Below are 18,796 nucleotides of genomic sequence, written 5' to 3' on the forward strand. Positions count from 1 at the left end.
GAACGAATGCGCGCACCCTTTACAGCGCGCGGTGAGGTGTTTATAGTTCGCCTCACTTAGGAAGCGTGGCCGAGCGGTTGAAGGCACCGGTCTTGAAAACCGGCGACCCGAAAGGGTTCTAGAGTTCGAATCTCTACGCTTCCGCCAAATTCGAAACCCCTGCGATAGCAATATCGCAGGGGTTTTTGCTTTTGTTCTGGCTCTCCGCCATGTTACCCATGTTATAGCTTATCGTGATCCCGGCGTCGGCCTTACAGACCTGAGCTTTTACGCACCAGGTATCCGCGATGTTCGAGGGCGTCAGCACCGCTTCGGGCGCGCCCGTGGCTGCGATCTGCCCGGCCTTCAGGAGGATCAGACGCTGGCAATAATTGGCCGCAAGATTGAGATCGTGCAGTGCAACCACCACCGTAAGCGGCAGCTGTGAAACGAGCCGCATCAGCTCCAGCTGGTGCTGAATGTCCAGGTGGTTTGTCGGTTCATCGAGCAACAGCACCTGCGGCTGCTGGGCCAGCGCGCGGGCAATCTGACTTCGCTGTCGTTCTCCGCCTGACAAAGAGTGCCATCGCCGCTGGCGTAAGCTGCATAACTGCATCAGGCCAATCGCCTGTTCAACCGCAGCCTCATCGTCGCGCGTGGTTCTCTGGAATGTTTTCCGGTAGGGCGTACGCCCCAGCCTGACAATATCCTCAACGGTCAGTTCCCCGTCGACCTCAGCATGTTGCGGGACAAACGCCATGTGCTGCGCCCGTATTTTCAGCGGCATCAAGCCAAGCGTTGTGCCATTAAGCGCAACACGTTCGCTGTGTCGTGGAAACAGCCCGGCGAGGCAGCGCAGCAGCGTCGACTTGCCTGAGCCGTTTGGCCCTAACAGGCCGACAATCTGCCCGGATGGCAGGTCGAGATCGATATCCTTAAGCACCGTCTGCGCCTGTCGGGTTACGGTTAACCCGGCCACTGTTATATTCATGGATGCTCCTTTCGATTTTGATAAAGCAACGCCACAAAGACGGGGGCGCCCACCAGCGCAGTCACCACCCCGATGGGCAGAACCTGGTGCACGATCAGCGTGCGTGAGACGATATCGGCAAGGATCATAAAGTGGGCGCCAATGAGAAACGTCAGCGGGATCGAGCGGCGATGGCCCGGCCCGCATAGCATGCGCGTCACATGGGGAATGACCAGCCCGACAAACCCCACTGCGCCTGTGGCGCTCACCAACGTGGCGGTGACAACGGCACAGGTCAGCAATAAAACAATACGCACGGCGGTAACCGGGATCCCCAGCGTGGTGGAGACCTCATCCCCGAAGGTGAAGGTGTCCAGCGCCCGGGAAAAGAGCAATACCACCAGTAAACCCGCAAGCGTAACGGCCAGCGCCAGCAGCGCGTCAGGCCAGCGCACGCCGCTCAGACTCCCCATCAGCCAGAACATGACGCTACGGGACTGCTCGGCATTGGCGGACGTGCTGACGACGTACGCGGTCATGGCGTTGAAGAGCTGGGTGCCCGCAATACCGGCCAGCAAAATGCGCGAGGGGCTTTCACTCATCCCGTTTGTAATCACCATGATGAGCGCAAAGGCGGCGCAGGAGCCGACAAACGCACCGCTGCTCACGCCAATCACGCTTCCCCCCATGCCGAGAAGCATCACGCAGACGGCCCCCAGCGAGGCGCCCGCGGAAATCCCCAGCAGATAAGGCTCAGCCAGAGGGTTACGCAGGATCGACTGTAACACCAGCCCGCACAGCGCCAGGCCACCGCCGCTGCACGCGGCCATCACTGCCCGGCTCATGCGATATTGCCAGACGATACCCTCCTCCGTTTGTGGCAACGCATAAGAGGTCAAACCCAGTCCGTTGAGGATCGCTTTCCCGGTACTGGCATACGACACCGGCATATCACCGATACTGGCGGCAAAAACCAGCATTAGCGGCAGCGCCATGACGCCTGCTGCCAGTAAACCTTGCTGGCGGCGGTCAAAAGCGAAATGACTCATTGTTCATCCCGGAAAGAAGCCAGCCGCTCGCTGATAAGCTCAACCGCATCGACGTTACGTAATGAAGGGTTTAACGACATCGCCGGCACCACAATAATGTGGTTGTTCCTGACCGCAGGCATGTTCTTCGTCACCGGGTCATTACGCAAGAATGCTTTTTTTACCTTAACGTCATCGGCAGGGTAGAGCCTGCGGGACATCCCGGCGATAACAATCACGTCCGGCTGCGACTGGGCAATATGTTCCCAGGTTACAGCCGGCCATTCGTCATGAGAGTCAATAATGTTCTTCAACCCCAGCGTGCGGCTGATCCAGCCAGGCGCGCCGTAATTCCCCGCCACCCAGGGATCGCCATTCAGACGGCTACTTGAGAACCAGAATACGACGCGAAGCGGTTTCGCTGAGACGCGCGCCTTGGCCTTTTTGATACGTTCCGTCAGCGTATGATTAAGCTGCTCACCTCGCGCGGAAACATCAAATATCGTCGCCAGATCTGTCACTTCCCGTGTGATTTCGGCCAGCGAAAACGGCGCGCTGCGTGCTCCGTCTGCGTTTGACTTTTCCGTCACCGCTTTATCCGTGCAGTCGGCAGGAGAGATCCACGTATTAATCCCCAGCGAGGCAAACTGCTCACGGGTGCCCACTTCTCCCTGCGGACCAATGTGCCAGTGATACTGCGCGAGAACGAGCTCAGGTTTCTGTCCCACCACGGCTTCAAAGGAGGGGGAATTATCTGCAAGCCGGGGGATATTTTTCCCGGCATCTGCCAGCGGATCCGGGAGCTTGCCGAACCAGACCGACGTTGCGGCGATCTTTTTCTCCAGCCCCAGTGCGAGCAGTAATTCTGTTTCATGCTGTCCCACGGTCACGACGCGCTGAGGAGCCTGCGCAAAGGTCTGCTTTACGCCGCAATTTTCAAACGTGAGGGGCCATGAGGTTGCTGAGAAAGCGGCAGGCGCCATGGAGAGCAGTAAAGCCAGAAATAACCCTTTTTTAAGTAACATAGAACACAATCCCAAATTGTTATGTTATAACATAATACATATATTGTGATTGAGAGCAACACGCTCACCGTCGCTTGTTGCAGAAACGAAAGGCTGGACTATTCTCAACATACCCACCTGGCATTCGCGGGTTGCCTGAAAAACAACAAGATTTCTGATTTGGGGTAGTGAGGATGAAAAAGATCCTGCTCGCGTTTGCGTTCTGTTTTGCCTCCCTGAGCGCCTTCTCATCGTATGCCGCTGAGCCCCGCCAGGCGCCTTCTGAGCAGGAGCGCGCCCGGACGGTCTATATTTTTCATCAGCCGATCGTCATGCTTCAGGCGAAATTTGGCCTGACCACGCCGGAGGAGCGCGTTTTACGCATCCGCAACACCCTGCGCAATTTTACCGAGGCGGACGTGCGTGAGCCGCTCACTATCGTCCCCGTGACCCGCTATAACCAGCAGGGGCGGCTGATCGTGATGAACGGTAAGCCCGTGATGCTGCTGACGGAAGGGGATTTGGACGAAGGGGACGATCTCACCCTCGATCAGGCGGCGCAGCGCGTGCTGGCGCGCATGGAAGCGCAGAGAATGGCGCTGCGCGATCAATACGATACCGGCTGGCTGGCGCTGTCGACGGTAAAAGCTGCCGCTGGCCTGCTGGCGCTTTTGCTGCTCTGCTATGGCGCCTGGCGATCCTGGCGCTGGTTTCGACGCGTCTACCGTCTGCGTATTGTGGAGAATCGCAGCCGGGTGCCGCAAAGCTGGCGGCGGTACATTGGCGCCATTGAGATTCGGCTTTACGCCTTGCTGATGTTCCTGCTGGGTTTGATTGGCTTTTACGTCTGGCTGAGCTGGGCATTCAGTCTGTTTCCGTGGACGCGGGTGTGGGGCACGTCGCTGGGAGACTGGTCGCTTCGCGTGGTGCAGCAAATTGCCCTGGCGATTGTCTCGGCTATGCCGGGGCTGACGATTGTTCTGATCATTTTCCTCATTACCGCTTTTATTCTGAAGCTTCTGAGGATGGTGCTGAATCAGGTGGAGGCTGGTCGTCTGCAACTTCCCGGCGTACATCCGGAAACCGTGGGGGCAACCCGTAAGCTCATTTCCGTCGCCGTCTGGCTATTTGCTCTCTCCGCTGCCTGGCCGTTTCTGCCCGGCGCAAACTCACTGGCGTTTAAAGGTATTAGCGTCTTCTTCGGCCTGATGTTAACGCTGGGTTCGGCAGGGGTGATGAACCATGCCATGAGCGGTCTGGTCCTGATTTACTCCCGCGCACTGCGTAAAGGCGATGTCATTCGGGTGGCGGATAACGAAGGTAAGGTCAGTGAAATAGGCATGCTGGCGACCAAAATTATTACCCGGGAAAATTATGTCGTTACCGTGCCCAATGCGGTGGTGGTGAGCGGTAAGATCACCAACCTTAGCGCGCTACAGCCCGATGGCAGCCTCAATCTGACGGTCAGCGTCACTATCGGTTATGACACCCCATGGCGTCAGGTGCATGCCATGCTGGAGCTGGCCGCGAAACGGGCAAAAGGGATTGATCTTTCTGAGCCGCCGCTGGTGCGCCAGTTAGGGTTAATGGACTGGTATATTGCCTACGAGTTGCAGGTTCGTCTGCTGCCCGACCAGTCCCTCGCGGTTGCCCGCAATGAGCTGCATAGCCAGATACAGGATGTATTTAACGAATTTAACGTGCAGATCATGTCTCCGAATTTTGTTATGCAGCCAGAGGGCAGCGTAATGGTTGCCAAAGAGAACTGGTATACCGCGCCCGCCAAACCCCCTCAGGGCGAAACCTGAGGCCCCGGTTTTCCCAAGGTAAGCCAAAAGATCACAGTTTCTGATCGACAATCGCCGATTTTATACGGGTCATCGCCAGAATGTTTTTTGAACGCATATTCAATTTCTCGAGGATCCTCACGCGGTAGGTGCTGGTCGTTTTTTGTGACAGTTGCAGCTTTTTCGCGATTTCATGATTTTCCATATGGAAAAGCTTTAGCACGTCATATTCGCGTCGGGTAAAGGAGTGTGTCCTGAGCGCCCGATAAAAGCGCATCAGCTGCTGAAAAGGGTGAGCAGTAAAATGCATCGACGAATAGATAATATTATCAATTCTCACCGCGCTGTTGGCTTCTATCTCATGCATCAGGACAATGTAATCACGCTTGACTTTTTTGACCTGCTGAATGGTTTTATTGCGTAACTTATCCTGTTCAATCGCAATGATAAAATCCAGCTCGGGATCGACCTCATAAAGATGGTGAATATCCTCCTCATTGCGAATCAAATGGGTAGATGTCAGTGAGCTTGAGACACCGTGGCAAAGGTAATAGTTATCGCTGATAAAAATAAAATTCATAATTAATGGTCAGGGTTTTAGATAAAATTCATTAAAAATCTAAGAGGCTTAATCTGTAGTATTTTCTGCCAGACAGCGGCGAGGTCGACGACCCCTGCCATCGACAGCAGAACCAGAATAATCAGCAGCGTAGATAGCGTTATCGCAAACATAAAACGCGTAATTTTTTTCTGCATTTTTTGCTGATGCGTTACCCGCTGGTCCTCTTTTTCATACTCGACCATGGTGGTAATAGCCTGGCCCTGCACGTAGTACACCTTACCCTCTTCGCTGAGATCGCCCGTGATCACGAGCGACTCAAGTAAGAGCGCGATTTTTCTGCTAAACGACTCATTTTTGATATGTTTATACCAAAGTGTGCCGTAAAGCATGGCGATCACTTCCCGCTGGGTGAAACCAGACGAAACGCGCGAAGGGCGCTGGTTGACGTAGTCGGTCACCAGCAGCCTGAGCAAGTTGTAACGGTCCCGGCTGATGGTTTCTGAATCAGATTTCAGGCCAGAAATACAGCGCCCTTTCAGACGAGCAAGGGCCGTTTTTAAGGTGATGATTTTCGTATAATGGTCAAAGGCAAACGGGATAATGCCTTTGTAAGCCTGAAACCCATTGCGCTTATAGTGAATGATTTCAGCCTGCATTTCGCTGATATCTTCCACGCTCATACTGACATCTTCGCTTTTATGCATCGGGCAGAGCACCACGTTGCTGCTTTCGTGCTTCTTCAGAATATAACGCGTATTGTCGGCATCTTTTAAGTACACCAGAAAATAGTCATGCGGGTTGTTTTTTTGCGCACCGTTCTGGATCAGCCACGGCAGAAATTTACGCCAGAGAATAAGTCTGTAGTTATCGGTATCGAATAATTTCATGGAAAATCTCTTATCGCAGTGACCTGCGTGAATAGGGTCTTACAAGGGCATATTGAGGTGGTAATGTTGCACGGATAAGCTGCGGTGTATGAAAAAGAGTCTAGATCACAAACTTTCATTCTAATAAGTTTATGTGATGTAAAAATAAATGTTTACATTTTAGCCAGCCGATGACGAAGAAGTGATCGGAGCGGAAGGGAATGACGCAAGAAGCTCAACGTAATGCAATTTCCTGCTTTACATCATGCTCAGAGATGTTTATAGTGCGCCTCACTTTGGAAGCGTGGCCGAGCGGTTGAAGGCACCGGTCTTGAAAACCGGCGACCCGAAAGGGTTCTAGAGTTCGAATCTCTACGCTTCCGCCAAATTCGAAAACCCTGCGATAGCAATATCGCAGGGTTTTTTCGTTATTCCAGCCCAAGCGTATACTGTGCGATTTTGAAGTAGATAATGAGCCCGGTACCGTCGATCAGCGTGGCGATAAACGGCGCGGAAACGACCGCCGGGTCGATTTTGCAACGTTTCAATACCATCGGGATCACCGATGAGACAATGGCGCTCCACAGCGTAATGCAGACCAGCGTCAGGCTGACGATAAGCGTGATTTCCATCCCAATGCCCATCATCCAGGCACGAACGCAGCCCGCCAGGCCTAGCGTGGCGGCAATCATTAACGAGGTGCTCATCTCTTTGCGCAGCACGCGACCCACGTCGCGAAGGTGGACTTCACCCAGCGCCATGGCGCGCACCAGCGTCGAGGTAATCTGCGTCCCGCTGTTTCCGCCGGTGCCAATCAGCAGCGGAATAAAGAACGCCAGCGCAATGGCGGATTCCAGCGCCTCTTCAAAATGCTGGATCACCGAGCTGGTATACGCTTCCGCGACAAACAGCAGCAGCAGCCAGACGGAGCGTTTCTTCCACAGGCTAAAGGCGCTGGTTTCCAGATAGGGCTTCTCCAGCGGCAGCGTTGCCCCCTGAAGCTGGGCATCTTCAGTAACGTCATCTTCCAGCAGATGGGCGATTTCACGCTCGGTAAGGCAGCCCACCAGCTTGCCGTGGGTCACCACCGGTACGACATCCGCACCTGCGTGCGCCAGCAACCCGGCGACATCCGCCCGCTCATCTTCCGGTTTAAGCTGGATAAAATCCGATATCATCAGCCCCTTAACGGGCTGTACGGTATCCGTGGCCTGCAATAATTTACGTACGGCAATCAAACCCGCGAGGCGACCGTTGTCTTCGATAAAAATATGTGACGGAATATCATCATCTTTCAATTTTTCAAAGAACTGCTCGCGTGCCAGAGCCACGCATAATGAAATATCAATAACGATAAAATCGGTATTCATATATTGCGCGATGGCGCTGTCGTTAAAAGCCAGATTTTGGTTGTGAATAGCGTAAGACATTGTAACTTCCCTTTGAATAATAAAATCTCTCAGGGGCGAGCAAGACAGGGCATGTCGGAAAGGAGATCCCCACGTCCTGGGTTCAGCACTGTACACCGTATCCCGTAAGGGAAGTTATACTGGCAAAGCCTTGATTCGACAGTGCCTGTTTTACCCTGTGCCGGTTCTCTCGAACCCACCAGAGCGATAACGTGTATTTGTACAGGAGCCTCGCCATAACGAGATCGTTGTAAAGCGTGAGGGATAATACGCTTATTTAAAATGGCTGCTGAGGAATTTTAATAATGTTTAAGTATGGTTTAAATGAATATTATTGAATGAATGTTGACGTTTTATTTAACTATTTTCACTTCTAATGGGGAATTCTGATGTTACCGGGGAGAGTAAAATGGCATGGCTGGACACGCTGCTGGATCATTTTGCGCATTATCCAACGCATCTCTTCGCGTTGCTCGTTGTTATGGCACTGAGTAAATCAACGGTACTGATCTCTTCCGTGCTCCCGCCCGCATCGGTCATGCTGCTGGCGGGGATTGCCGTCAGCCATTCGAGTATGCATCCGGCGCTGACGTGGCTGGCGGTGGTGATGGGCGCTACGGCAGGATCGGTGCTGAATTACCATATCGGCCAGCTGATGGGGCATACCCGGCGAGTGTCACGCTTCACGGCAAAACATGCCGGGAAGTTTTTGCGGGTACAGCGCCAGCTGCATAAAAATGGCCTGCTGGTGTTGTTCACCTCGCGTTTCCTGGCGGTACTGCGCTATATCGTGCCGCTGGCGGCGGGCATGCTCAGGCTGAGCGCGATAAAGGTTTACGCCATCAGCCTGCTTTCAGCCTGCGCATGGGCGGCGCTGTATGTCGGCATCGTCACCGGCATCAGCCTCTGAATCAGCGAGTCACGTATTCATCAGTTTGAGAAATGCTTCCCGAAAAACCTGTCACGAATCTGTCACACTCAATGCGACATTAAAAAAACGTGTGAGGAATTAGGGATGAGAAAAGCACTACTTGCAGTTGCCGTGGCAGGTACCCTTGCCGTGACCTTTGGCGCACAGGCGCAGGACACACCGGACGGCTATCAGCTGGAACAGGTACTCATCATGAGCCGCCACAACCTGCGTGCGCCGCTCGCCAATAACGGCAGCGTGCTGGAGCAGTCCACGCCGAAGCAGTGGCCGGAGTGGGACGTCCCGGGTGGACAGCTCACCACCAAAGGGGGCGTACTGGAAGTGTATATGGGTCACTATATACGCGAGTGGCTGGCAGAGCAGGGGATGGTGAAGACGGGTGAATGCCCGCAAGCGGATACCGTCTATGCCTACGCCAACAGCCTCCAGCGCACCGTGGCGACCGCGCAGTTCTTTATCACCGGCGCGTTCCCGGGGTGCGATGTGCCTGTGCATCATCAGGAAAAAATGGGCACTATGGACCCCACCTTCAATCCGGTCATTACCGATAATTCCCCTGAGTTTCGTGAGAAAGCGCTGAAAGCGATGGAGACAGAACGGCAGAAAATGCAGCTGGATGAAAGCTACAAACTGCTGGAGCTGCTGACAAACTATAGCGACTCGCCGTCCTGCAAGGAGAAAAAAGTCTGTTCCCTGACGGAGGCGAAAGATACGTTCAGCGCCGATTATGAAAAAGAGCCGGGCGTCTCCGGGCCGCTGAAAGTGGGTAACTCGCTGGTGGATGCGTTCACCCTACAGTATTACGAAGGATTCCCGGCAGACCAGGTGGCATGGGGGGAAATCAAAACCGATCAGCAGTGGCGCGTGCTGTCGAAGCTGAAAAACGGCTACCAGGACTCGCTGTTTACCTCGACGGACGTGGCGCAGAACGTGGCTAAACCGTTGGTGAAGTACATTGATAAAGCGCTGGTGACCGAACAGGCCAAAGCGCCAAAAATTACCCTGCTGGTGGGGCACGACTCCAACATTGCCTCGCTGCTGACCGCGCTGGATTTCAGGCCGTATCAGCTGCACGACCAGCAGGAACGAACCCCGATTGGCGGTAAAATTGTCTTCCAGCGCTGGCATGACAAAAACACTAACCAGGAGCTGATGAAAATTGAGTATGTCTACCAGAGTTCTGAGCAGTTGCGTAATGCCAGCGTGCTGTCGCTGCAATCTCCTGGGCAGCGCGTGACGCTGGAGCTGAAGGGCTGTCCGGTAGATGGCAACGGCTTCTGTCCGATCGATAAATTCAATGCGGTGATGAACAACGCGGCGAAATAGAAGAAAACCCCCCGCGCGGGCGGGGGGAACATTCAGACGTTTTTACGTTCAATGGTTTGCTCGCCCCAGAACAGCGAGTCTTTGTCGGTTTTTTCGAAGGCGCGAACCAGCACTTCATCGTTGCCTTCTTCCCAAATCTGCTCAGCCAGCTTTTCGTCATACCTGGCGACTTCAAAGATGGCTTCTGCAATCTCCGGAGAGGTATTGCGTAAACTTGCCCATTCGCCCACGTGGTGAGCTTTGGATTCTTGAGTTGGCATACTTGTCCTCCTGTTGGGTTAGCCGTTCAGTTTTTTGGCAAGACCCGCGACGTATTCACCCTGATAGCGGGCGATCGAAAGTTCTTCATTGCTTGGCTGACGTGAACCATCCCCACCGGCAATGGTTGTCGCGCCATACGGTGTCCCGCCACGGACCTGGGAAACATCAAACAGTTCCTGCGCGCCGTAGCCAATCGGCACAATCACCATCCCATGATGTGCAAGGGTAGTCCAGGTTGAGGTGATCGTCTGCTCCTGGCCGCCGCCTGTGCCGGTAGAGCTGAACACGCTGGCCAGCTTGCCGTATAACGCGCCGGAGGCCCAGAGCCCGCCCGTCTGGTCGAGGAAGGTGCGCATCTGGCCGGACATATTGCCGAAGCGGGTCGGGGTGCCGAAGATAATGGCATCATAGTCCGCGAGCTCCTGCGGGGTGGCGACCTGGGCGTTTTGTGTTTTTCCCCCGGCTTTGGCGAAGGCTTCCGCCTGCATGGTTTCCGGTACGCGTTTAACCACAACCTCAACGCCGTCTACTCTGTTTGCGCCTTCTGCAACTGCGTGAGCCATGGTTTCAATGTGTCCATACATGGAATAATAGAGCACCAGAACTTTTGCCATTTTGCATCACTCCTCGTTGGTTTTTCTTACAGCGGATCGCTGCGTTACTTTAAAGATATGACATCACGGCCAGACTGCAAAAATGAACGGCATTTATTTGATATATAACAATATCTTTTCGTTACGTGCTTTGTAGCAAAATGAAACAACTTTAGCGGCGCTGATTTTTCAAAATATAAGAACGGCTTATGGATGACCTCCTCAATATTTCATACGAAAGGCTGAGATCATGTTGCAGAATATTACCTCTCGCTTGCCGGATAGCCGCATTACACTAAGCTTAGTTTCACGCGGCACAGATAAAGGCACTGTCCTTGAGCCGCGAGGTGAAAGAATCCTCTTTTACTGAATGCAATATGATGTCTAATGTTTCACACTCTGGAGGTTAGAGATGGCAAACCATCGTGGTGGTTCAGGTAATTTCGCTGAAGACCGTGAAAGAGCATCAGAAGCAGGTCGTAAAGGTGGCCAGTCTAGCGGGGGCAATTTTAAAAACGACCCTCAGCGCGCATCAGAGGCTGGCAAAAAAGGGGGTAAAAATAGCCACGGCAGCAACAAGTAGTACGCCGGGTTAACTCTCTGCCGCCGGGTTTCCCGGCGGTTTTTTTATGTCTGCTACATTGAACTGTAATCAAAGGCATCGCACACTACAGGATTGATTCTTCGTGCTGGTGTCCCATGTCCGTTTCCCGTTTTACTTTCTCCATTAAGCCTCAGGAAGCCATCCTGATTTTGATCACCATGTTCTGGGGCGGAACCTTTCTTGCCGTTCAGTACGCGGTCACGATGAGCGATCCGTTTTTCTTTGTAGGGCTGCGTTTTGCAACCGCGGCGGTTGCCGTGGCGCTTATTTCGCTGAAAACCCTGCGCGGGTTGACCCTGAGAGAGCTTAAAGCGGGTGTCGCTATTGGCGTGGCGATTGCCATGGGCTATAGCCTGCAAACGTGGGGGCTTCAGTCTATCTCCAGCAGTAAATCCGCCTTCATCACCGCCATGTACGTACCGCTGGTGCCGCTGTTGCAGTGGCTGTGCCTGGGCAGAATACCGGGCCTGATGTCGTGCATTGGTATCGTGCTGGCGTTCATCGGCCTCATTTTATTAGCCGGGCCGGGAAATAATCTGCTGGCGCTGGGGCCGGGAGAGATCATCACGCTGGTGGGGGCCGTTGCCATTGCGGCAGAAATTATTTTGATTAGCGCCTGGGCAGGAAAAGTGGACGTCAAGCGGGTGACGGTCGTGCAGCTTGCCACCGCGTCGCTGGTGGCGTTCGCGACGATGGTGCCGGCAGGGGAGTCCGTCCCGCCGATGTCTACCGGGCTTATCGTCGTGGCGCTGGGGCTGGGCATTTTTAGCGCTATTATTCAGGTCACCATGAACTGGGCGCAGCGCAGCGTATCTCCGACACGGGCGACGGTCATCTATACCGGTGAACCGGTGTGGGCGGGTATTTTCGGGCGACTCGCCGGGGAGCGTCTGCCGCTGCTGGCGCTGGTGGGCGCGGCATTTATTGTCGCCGGGGTGCTGGTGAGCGAGTTAAAGTTAAAAAAACGACGTAAGTCGACTGCCGGGTTGGGCACTGAACAAGGGGCAGATAGCTAACAACGCGCACGCTGTCCGTTTTGCCCGGCGGCGCTTCGCTTGCACAGGCCTACAATTGGCATGTAGGCCGGGTAAGCGTAGCGTCAACCGGCTATTTCAGGTTCAGGGGGTGATGGCTTCCGCTTGCGCTTCATCCCCTTTGCGGCGGCTAAGCAGGGCGTTGAGCAGGATCGCGCCGAAGGTCGCCGTGCCAATCCCGCCCACCGTAAACCCGCCCAGCGTCAGGGCGAAGTCGCCTGCGCCCAGCACCAACGTGACCGCCACCATGATCAGGTTACCGTTCTGGCTCAGATCAACATGATTCTGCACCCAGATGCGTGCCCCCGCGACGGCAATCAGACCAAATACAACAATCGAGGCGCCGCCAATCACGGGTGCCGGGATGGTGTGGATCAATGCGCCGAATTTTGGGGAAAAGCCGAGCAGCATCGCCATCACCGCCGCCGCCATGAAGACCAGCGTCGAGTAGACTTTGGTCACTGCCATCACGCCGATATTTTCCGCGTAGGTCGTCACGCCGCTGCCGCCGACCGAGCCGGAGAGCATGGTCGCCAGACCGTCTCCCACAAATGCCCGCCCCATATACGGGTCCATATTGCGCCCGGTCATTCCCGCTACGGCTTTCAGGTGGCCCAGGTTTTCAGCCACCAGAATCACCGCGACAGGCGCGATGAGCATCATCGCCTGAGCGTTAAAGGTGGGCGAGGTCATGTGCGGCATCCCGAACCAGGCGGCCTGGTGAATCAGTGTGAAATCAACCGGCTTGCCGAGACCAAACACGTTCGCCAGCAGCGCGTAGATCAGACAGGCCGCAATCAGCCCGACCAGGATCAGCAGCCGCTGGATCATCCCGCGCGTAAAGACCGCCACCACGCCGATGCACAGCACCGTAATCACCGCCATCCAGCTTTCAAACGGCGAGCCGGATACGCTCTTCACCGCAATCGGCGCGAGGTTCAGGCCTATCGCCATCACCACCGCCCCGGTGACGACGGGGGGCATCATCCGCTCGATCCAGCGCGTGCCGACTTTCATCACCACCAGACCGGTCAGGGTGTAGACCAGCCCACAGGCGATAATGCCGCCGAGGGCCACGCTCAGGTTGGGGTTAATGCCCTGACCGTTAAACCCGGTCGCTGCAATAACGACTCCCACAAAGGCGGCGCTGGAGCCCAGATAGCTGGGCACGCGCCCGCCGGTGACAAAAAAGAACAGCAGGGTACCCATACCCGACATCAAAATGGCGAGGTTAGGATCCAGCCCCATCAGCATGGGCATTAGCACCGTCGCACCAAACATCGCGACCGCATGCTGCACGCCCATCACCATTGTCTGCCCGAGCGGGAGCCTTTCATCCGGCGCGACCACGCCTGCTTCTGTGGAGGTCGATTTCAACTGCCAGTGAGGAAGTCCGAACATGTTCTGTCTCCTGAATGCGGATTAACAGGCGGGTCGCATAAGTGCGTGATAGCCGCGGTCGAACCACACCAGCCCTTGCGGTGCCGGGTGGCGAACGATGGATACGATGTCGCAAAACAGAATGTCGTGGGTGCCGACGCTAACCACCTGGCTGATGCGGCAGTCGAACGAGGCCAGGGCATTTTCCAGACGTGGACAGCCCGTGTCGCCTGTCTGCCAGCGGGCAGCGGCAAAGCGTTCCGCCATCGGCGTTTTACCGCCAAACAGGTTGGATAATGGCTCCTGTCCGGCACTCAGCGTGTTAACGCACAGGGTGCGGTTCTCGCTGAAAATCGGCCAGACGGACGCGCCACGGTTGAGGCAAACCAGCAGAGTGGGCGGGGAATCGGTCACGCTGCATACCGCGCTGGCGGTGAAGCCCGCCATTCCCGCAGGGCCGTCGGTGGTGATGATATTGACCGCCGCACCGACGCAGGCCATGGCATCACGGAAGGTTTGTTGATCGGGTGTCGTCATGATGGCTCCTTACGCCAGCCCGCAGGCGTCTTCGAAGGTCAGACGCGGTAAGCGCCCATAGACTTTGCTCATATCGCCATAGCCGATGTTAATCAGCAGATTGCTTTTAAGCAGCGTGCCCGTGAAAAAGGCCGCGTCCACTTTTTCCCGGTCAAAGCCGGACATCGGCCCGGTGTCGAGCCCGAGCGCGCGGCAGGCGAAAATCAGGTACGCGGCCTGCATCGAGCTGTTGCGAAAGGCGGTCTCTTCCGCCAGTGCGGGGCTGGAGGTAAACCAGCTTCTGGCATCGCCGTGCGGGAACAGTACAGGCAGGCGCTCATAAAACTCGCTGTCCCAGGCGACAATTGCCGTGACCGGGGCGGTGAGCGTTTTCTCAAGGTTGCCGCTGGAGAGCGCCGGGCGCAGCTTCTCTTTTCCTTCCGGGCTTCGCACAAAGACAATGCGCGCCGGGGAACAGTTGGCGGACGTCGGCCCCCATTTCATCAGGTCATAAATCTCGCGCAGCGTCTCGTCACTGACCGGTATATCCAGCCAGCCGTTATGGGTACGTGCGCCGGTAAACAGCGTTTCCAGCGCGGCGGGCGTGATGGCTTCGCTCATTCAGGCTCCTTACAAAGCGGGTTCAGGGCTGTGCAGCAGGCTGGCAAGCCCGTTCAGCAGCAGCGTGTTAAAGATGTCCGGCGCGGTCACGTTGCAGGCATGCCCGCCCTGGCGCATGACCGTTTTGCGGGCGTGCGGGAGGGCGGCGTGCAGTTCCGCGGAGCAGACGGACGGCACCAGCAGATCGTCGGTGGAACAAATAATCTGCACGGGGCAGCGAACGCGTGCAGCGTGGCGGCTGAAATCGGCCTGTTTCAGCGCATGCAGCCTGCGCAGCAGATTGGCTTTGCCCTGGAAATGGGCCAGCGCCAGCGCTTCCTCGGCCTCCAGCCGCGGAGCGCGGGCAGCCATCCAGTCTGCCGGGTAAAGAAACAGCGGCTGTGCCTCTACCCACGCCTGAGCCCCGCCCGCATGCAGCAGACGTTCGCGAACGTCAAAACAGCGTCGGGTATGGGCATTGAGGGTCAGCCAGCCGTTGACACAAACCAGCGCGGTGAGGGCGTCAGGCTTATCGATAGCCAGCCGCAGGCCGACCAGCGCCCCCAGCGCGTGGCCGACCACGCAGTAACGGGCGATCCCGGCCCCGGCTAACGCCAGCGCGAGCTCGTCGGCCATGTGTGCGAGGGTGTAGTCTTCCGGCAGGGTATCCGGGTTATTCCCCGTGCCCCGCTGGTCGTAGCACACCACCTGATACTCCTGCCCCAGCACGGCGAGCTGAGGCAGCCAGTAGCTCCCGCTGCCGCCGAGCCCGGCAATCAGCACCACCACGGGCGCGCCCGCAAAGGGGGGCGGGGAAATGGACAGTTTCATGGCGGCCTCACTTCGCGATGTGCGCAACGGTGGCAATTTCAACCAGCGCTTCAGGCTTTACCAGCCCGCACTGGATGCAAAACCGCGCCGGTTTATCGCCGGGGAAAAACTCCGCGTAGATCTCGTTAATCGCGGCGTAGTTTTTCCAGTCGGTGATAAAGATGCTGTTGAAGGTCACGTCCTCCATCGTGCCACCCGCCGTTTCGATCACGGTTTTGATCGTCTCCAGCACGTGGCGGGTTTGCGCCTTTGGGTCATCGATAAACACCACGTTGTTGTCTTTATCAAACGGCAGCGTGCCTGAGACATACACCACGCCGTCGGCGAGGGTACCGGGGACAAACGGGGCTATCGGGGTGCTGGTGCCCGGCGGAATAATCACGGATTTCGGCATAGCGGTTCTCCTCAGGCGATGCGGGCGAGCGGGGGATCCAGCGCGTCGCAGAAATCATTGACGTTACTGACCCAGCCAAAAAAGGTTTCGATATTGAACAGGGCGGCTTTCTGGGCGAAATCCGGCCCTGCCTGATGGGTAGCGTCTTCCAGCACCACGCCAAAATACTCGAGGAAGAAGCCGTCGCGCAGGGTGGACTCCACGCAGACGTTGGTGGCAATGCCCGTAAAGACCAGATGACGAATGCCCCGGCTGCGCAGCAGGCTGTCGAGCGGGGTATTGAAAAAGCCGCTGTAGCGCGGTTTCGGCAGCACGATATCGCCAGCTTCCGGTACCAGTTCATCCACCAGTTGATAATCCCAGCCGCCTTTCGCCAGCAGCGTGCCCTGGAGTTCAGGCCGTTGGCGCATGGTTTTCAGGGCATTGGATTTGTGAAAGTTGGGTGAGCCGGGACCGCCAGCTTCGACGTACTGGTCGTCCCAGCCATTCTGGAACCAGACGATCAGCATGCCCGCAGCACGCGCGGCGCTCACGGCGGTTTTGATATTCTCAATCACCGGCTGCGTGGCCGAGACGTCGAACCCGGCCAGATCCAGATACCCGCCTTTACTGGCATAGGCGTTTTGCATATCCACCACGATCAGCGCGCTCTGCTGCGCGTCAAAGGTGATGGCCTCCGGGCGAGCGTTGAGGGTCGTCATTACGCCACCTCCTTCGTCACGGCAGGGATGTGGGCACGGCACTGCATCAGCGGCTGAATACGCTCGCCGAAGGTTTCCACGCCGGTGAGAAAATCATCGAAGGTCAGCAGCACGCCTTCGGCGCCGGGCACGGCAGCCACTTCGTCGAGCATTCTGGCGACGCTGGCATACGAGCCAACCAGGGTGCCCATGTTGATATTGACGGCAGACGTCGGGTCGGCCATCTGGCGAACGTTGGTGTCCGCGCCGGAGCGGGTATCCTTCTGGCTCTGCTCGGTCAGCCAGCTCAGGGCTTCCTCGTCGGCGCCGTCCTTGTATCGTTCCCATTTGGCGCGCGCGGCGTCGTCGGTTTCGTCGGCAATCACCATAAACAGCACGTAGGAGCCCACGTCGCGCCCGATTTTGTCGGCGGCCGCTTTCATGCGTGCCGCGGTGGGCGCGAAGGCGGCAGGGGTGTTAACGCCTTTGCCGAAGCAGAAGTTGAAGTCGGCGTATTTGGCGGAGAATTCCATCCCCGCGTCGCTCTGCCCGGCGCAAATCACCTTCATCGGCACCGACGGCTGGGGGCTGACACGGCAGTCGTTCATGGTGAAGAAGTCGCCTTTGAAATCGCTTTTGCCGGTGCCCCACAGATCGCGCAGCACCTGCACGTATTCAGTCAGGTAGTCGTAGCGACGGGAGAAGTAATCGTCACCCGGCCAGATCCCCATCTGCTCGTACTCCGGCTTTTGCCAGCCGGTGACAAGGTTGACGCCAAAGCGCCCGCCGGAGATGGAGTCGATGGTGGAGGCCATCCGCGCCACGATTGCCGGGGGAAGGGTAAGGGTGGCGGCGGTGGCGTAAATCTGGATGCGCGAGGTTACCGCCGCCAGGCCCGCCATCAGGGTAAAGGACTCCAGGTTGTGGTCCCAGAATTCGGTCTTACCGCCGAAACCGCGCAGCTTGATCATCGAGAGCGCAAAGTCGAAGTGGTAATGCTCCGCTTTCTGCACGATGGCTTTATTCAGCTCAAAGGTCGGCATGTATTGCGGGGCCGTGGTCGAGATAAGCCAGCCGTTGTTGCCGATCGGTACAAATACGCCAATTTTCATCACGAACCTCTCTTCATTACGTCGCAGGTGTCACGACGTTTTTGCAAAGGGAGTGCCAGTTTTGAAAAATACTTTGTTATTAGGGTGTTAACTGGTGGCTGTTAAATTTAACAGCGAAAATGTGGACTAAGTGGTCAAAATCATTGCACAGAAAACAGGCACTCATGCGCGCTGAGGGTGCAGAAGGTCGTGGCGAGACGGGGGTTTTGCTATGCTGAGCGCAGGACAGAAAATGGAGAGCGAAAATGACACAAGGCGCAGTGAAAACACCCGGTAAACGTTCGCAGGCGGTGAGCGCCAAGAAACAGGCGATCCTCAGCGCCGCGCTGGAGACATTTTCGCAGTTTGGTATTCACGGTACACGCCTTGAGCAGGTGGCGGAGCAGGCCGGGGTGTCCAAGACCAATCTGCTCTACTACTACCCGTCGAAAGAGGCGCTATATGTGGCGGTGATGCAGCAGATCCTGGATATCTGGCTCGCACCGCTTAAAGCATTTCGCGAAGAGCTGGCCCCGCTGGTTGCGATAGAGGAGTACATACGCCTGAAGCTGGAGGTATCGCGTGATTATCCCCAGGCATCGAGGCTGTTTTGTCTGGAGATGTTACAGGGCGCGCCGCTGTTGCAGGCGGAGCTGACGGGAGATCTAAAGCAGCTGGTGGACGAAAAATCGGCCATTATTGCCGGATGGGTCGCCAGCGGAAAACTGGCGCCCGTCGATCCGCAACATCTGATTTTCATGATTTGGGCCTCAACCCAGCACTACGCTGACTTCGCGGCCCAGGTCGAGGCGGTAACCGGTAAAACGCTCCAGGACGAGGCGTTTTTCCAGAGCACCCTGGAAAACGTGCAGCGGATGATTATCGAAGGGATCCGTGTGCGCTAATTTCCCTCACCCTAACCCTCTCCCGCGGGGCTGAGGGATCCCCAG

The 18,796-nt window shown here is 56.3% G+C and carries 21 protein-coding genes, 2 tRNA genes and 1 riboswitch; of the genes, 8 read left to right on the forward strand and 15 right to left on the reverse strand.

Annotation, left to right across the window (positions count from 1 at the left end):
- Nucleotides 1-59 precede the first annotated feature (59 nt).
- A tRNA-Ser gene (locus INF86_RS08935) sits at nt 60-147 on the forward strand.
- Here INF86_RS08935 and INF86_RS08940 read toward each other — a convergent pair.
- From INF86_RS08940 to INF86_RS08950, 3 genes are read right to left on the reverse strand one after another with little or no spacing between them, the layout of a single operon-like run.
- The gene (locus INF86_RS08940; protein ID WP_223863098.1) at nt 134-970 is read right to left on the reverse strand and encodes an ABC transporter ATP-binding protein; all 837 of its coding nucleotides are present in this window, start codon (nt 968-970) and stop codon (nt 134-136) included. The genes INF86_RS08935 and INF86_RS08940 overlap by 14 nt on opposite strands.
- Nucleotides 967-1,998, reverse strand: a complete 1,032-nt coding sequence (locus tag INF86_RS08945; protein WP_038415793.1) for an iron ABC transporter permease — start codon at nt 1,996-1,998, stop codon at nt 967-969. The genes INF86_RS08940 and INF86_RS08945 overlap by 4 nt, the downstream gene beginning before the upstream one ends.
- Nucleotides 1,995-3,002, reverse strand: coding sequence for an ABC transporter substrate-binding protein (locus INF86_RS08950; protein WP_193543438.1), 1,008 nt, complete (start codon nt 3,000-3,002; stop codon nt 1,995-1,997). Before INF86_RS08950 ends, INF86_RS08945 begins: the two co-directional genes overlap by 4 nt.
- A gap of 173 nt (nt 3,003-3,175) precedes the next feature.
- Here INF86_RS08950 and INF86_RS08955 point away from each other — a divergent pair, with 173 nt between their 5' ends.
- Nucleotides 3,176-4,789 (forward strand): mechanosensitive ion channel family protein, encoded by a 1,614-nt coding sequence (locus tag INF86_RS08955; protein ID WP_193543439.1) that lies wholly within the window; start codon nt 3,176-3,178, stop codon nt 4,787-4,789.
- Between the two features lie 31 nt (nt 4,790-4,820).
- Here the strand turns inward: INF86_RS08955 and INF86_RS08960 are convergent, their stop codons facing one another.
- Both INF86_RS08960 and INF86_RS08965 read right to left on the reverse strand, forming a co-directional pair.
- Nucleotides 4,821-5,348, reverse strand: coding sequence for a LuxR C-terminal-related transcriptional regulator (locus INF86_RS08960; RefSeq protein WP_154848757.1), 528 nt, complete (start codon nt 5,346-5,348; stop codon nt 4,821-4,823).
- 17 nt (nt 5,349-5,365) lie between these two features.
- The gene (locus tag INF86_RS08965; RefSeq protein WP_023299756.1) at nt 5,366-6,217 is read right to left on the reverse strand and encodes a hypothetical protein; all 852 of its coding nucleotides are present in this window, start codon (nt 6,215-6,217) and stop codon (nt 5,366-5,368) included.
- A gap of 277 nt (nt 6,218-6,494) precedes the next feature.
- On the opposite strand from INF86_RS08965, the gene INF86_RS08970 reads away from it, so the two are divergent.
- A tRNA-Ser gene (locus tag INF86_RS08970) sits at nt 6,495-6,582 on the forward strand.
- Nucleotides 6,583-6,624: 42 nt separating this feature from the next.
- Here the strand turns inward: INF86_RS08970 and INF86_RS08975 are convergent.
- The gene (locus INF86_RS08975; protein ID WP_003858115.1) at nt 6,625-7,626 is read right to left on the reverse strand and encodes a magnesium transporter; all 1,002 of its coding nucleotides are present in this window, start codon (nt 7,624-7,626) and stop codon (nt 6,625-6,627) included.
- A gap of 60 nt (nt 7,627-7,686) precedes the next feature.
- Nucleotides 7,687-7,856: riboswitch (M-box (ykoK) riboswitch) on the reverse strand.
- Between the two features lie 158 nt (nt 7,857-8,014).
- Between INF86_RS08975 and INF86_RS08980 the strand changes: the two genes are divergently transcribed.
- Together INF86_RS08980 and agp are read left to right on the forward strand one after the other, a co-directional pair.
- Nucleotides 8,015-8,515: a DedA family protein gene (locus tag INF86_RS08980; RefSeq protein ID WP_180251156.1), complete on the forward strand. Its 501-nt coding sequence runs from the start codon at nt 8,015-8,017 to the stop codon at nt 8,513-8,515.
- Between the two features lie 105 nt (nt 8,516-8,620).
- Entirely contained in the window at nt 8,621-9,862 is a 1,242-nt protein-coding gene (agp, locus tag INF86_RS08985) for a bifunctional glucose-1-phosphatase/inositol phosphatase (RefSeq protein ID WP_155025265.1), read from the forward strand.
- Nucleotides 9,863-9,894: 32 nt separating this feature from the next.
- On the opposite strand, the gene INF86_RS08990 is transcribed toward agp, so the two are convergent.
- Together INF86_RS08990 and wrbA are read right to left on the reverse strand one after the other, a co-directional pair.
- Nucleotides 9,895-10,122, reverse strand: coding sequence for a YccJ family protein (locus INF86_RS08990; protein WP_022647674.1), 228 nt, complete (start codon nt 10,120-10,122; stop codon nt 9,895-9,897).
- 18 nt (nt 10,123-10,140) lie between these two features.
- Nucleotides 10,141-10,737 carry an NAD(P)H:quinone oxidoreductase gene (gene wrbA, locus INF86_RS08995; RefSeq protein WP_022647675.1) on the reverse strand — a complete coding sequence of 199 codons (597 nt, stop codon included), beginning with the start codon at nt 10,735-10,737 and terminating at the stop codon, nt 10,141-10,143.
- Between the two features lie 391 nt (nt 10,738-11,128).
- Between wrbA and INF86_RS09000 the strand changes: the two genes are divergently transcribed.
- Together INF86_RS09000 and INF86_RS09005 are read left to right on the forward strand one after the other, a co-directional pair.
- A complete protein-coding gene (locus INF86_RS09000) occupies nt 11,129-11,299 on the forward strand; it encodes a general stress protein (RefSeq protein ID WP_001273664.1) in 171 nt (56 codons plus the stop codon).
- A gap of 116 nt (nt 11,300-11,415) precedes the next feature.
- Complete coding sequence (locus INF86_RS09005) at nt 11,416-12,336, forward strand: DMT family transporter (RefSeq protein ID WP_193543440.1); 921 nt, start codon at nt 11,416-11,418, stop codon at nt 12,334-12,336.
- A gap of 102 nt (nt 12,337-12,438) precedes the next feature.
- Here the strand turns inward: INF86_RS09005 and rutG are convergent, their stop codons facing one another.
- Genes rutG through rutA form a run of 7 tightly spaced genes read right to left on the reverse strand, consistent with a single transcriptional unit; the run spans nt 12,439 to nt 17,867 of the window.
- On the reverse strand, nt 12,439-13,755 hold the full coding sequence (gene rutG, locus INF86_RS09010) for a pyrimidine utilization transport protein G (protein ID WP_193543441.1): 1,317 nt from the start codon (nt 13,753-13,755) through the stop codon (nt 12,439-12,441).
- Between the two features lie 21 nt (nt 13,756-13,776).
- Nucleotides 13,777-14,271, reverse strand: a complete 495-nt coding sequence (gene rutF, locus INF86_RS09015; RefSeq protein WP_023299762.1) for an NADH-dependent FMN reductase RutF — start codon at nt 14,269-14,271, stop codon at nt 13,777-13,779.
- Between the two features lie 9 nt (nt 14,272-14,280).
- Nucleotides 14,281-14,871 carry a malonic semialdehyde reductase gene (locus tag INF86_RS09020; RefSeq protein WP_022647679.1) on the reverse strand — a complete coding sequence of 197 codons (591 nt, stop codon included), beginning with the start codon at nt 14,869-14,871 and terminating at the stop codon, nt 14,281-14,283.
- Nucleotides 14,872-14,880: 9 nt separating this feature from the next.
- A complete protein-coding gene (rutD, locus tag INF86_RS09025; protein ID WP_022647680.1) occupies nt 14,881-15,681 on the reverse strand; it encodes a pyrimidine utilization protein D in 801 nt (266 codons plus the stop codon).
- 7 nt (nt 15,682-15,688) lie between these two features.
- Nucleotides 15,689-16,075: a pyrimidine utilization protein C gene (rutC, locus tag INF86_RS09030; RefSeq protein WP_015570870.1), complete on the reverse strand. Its 387-nt coding sequence runs from the start codon at nt 16,073-16,075 to the stop codon at nt 15,689-15,691.
- An 11-nt stretch (nt 16,076-16,086) separates the two neighbouring features.
- On the reverse strand, nt 16,087-16,776 hold the full coding sequence (gene rutB / locus INF86_RS09035) for a pyrimidine utilization protein B (RefSeq protein WP_022647681.1): 690 nt from the start codon (nt 16,774-16,776) through the stop codon (nt 16,087-16,089).
- The gene (gene rutA / locus INF86_RS09040) at nt 16,776-17,867 is read right to left on the reverse strand and encodes a pyrimidine utilization protein A (protein WP_023305836.1); all 1,092 of its coding nucleotides are present in this window, start codon (nt 17,865-17,867) and stop codon (nt 16,776-16,778) included. Before rutA ends, rutB begins: the two co-directional genes overlap by 1 nt.
- Nucleotides 17,868-18,112: 245 nt before the next feature.
- On the opposite strand from rutA, the gene rutR reads away from it, so the two are divergent.
- The gene (rutR, locus tag INF86_RS09045; RefSeq protein WP_022647683.1) at nt 18,113-18,751 is read left to right on the forward strand and encodes an HTH-type transcriptional regulator RutR; all 639 of its coding nucleotides are present in this window, start codon (nt 18,113-18,115) and stop codon (nt 18,749-18,751) included.
- Nucleotides 18,752-18,796 lie beyond the last annotated feature (45 nt).

Origin of the sequence: Enterobacter cloacae complex sp. I1M (assembly GCF_014982425.1) — a bacterium.
Taxonomy (GTDB): Bacteria; Pseudomonadota; Gammaproteobacteria; order Enterobacterales; family Enterobacteriaceae; genus Enterobacter; species Enterobacter intestinihominis.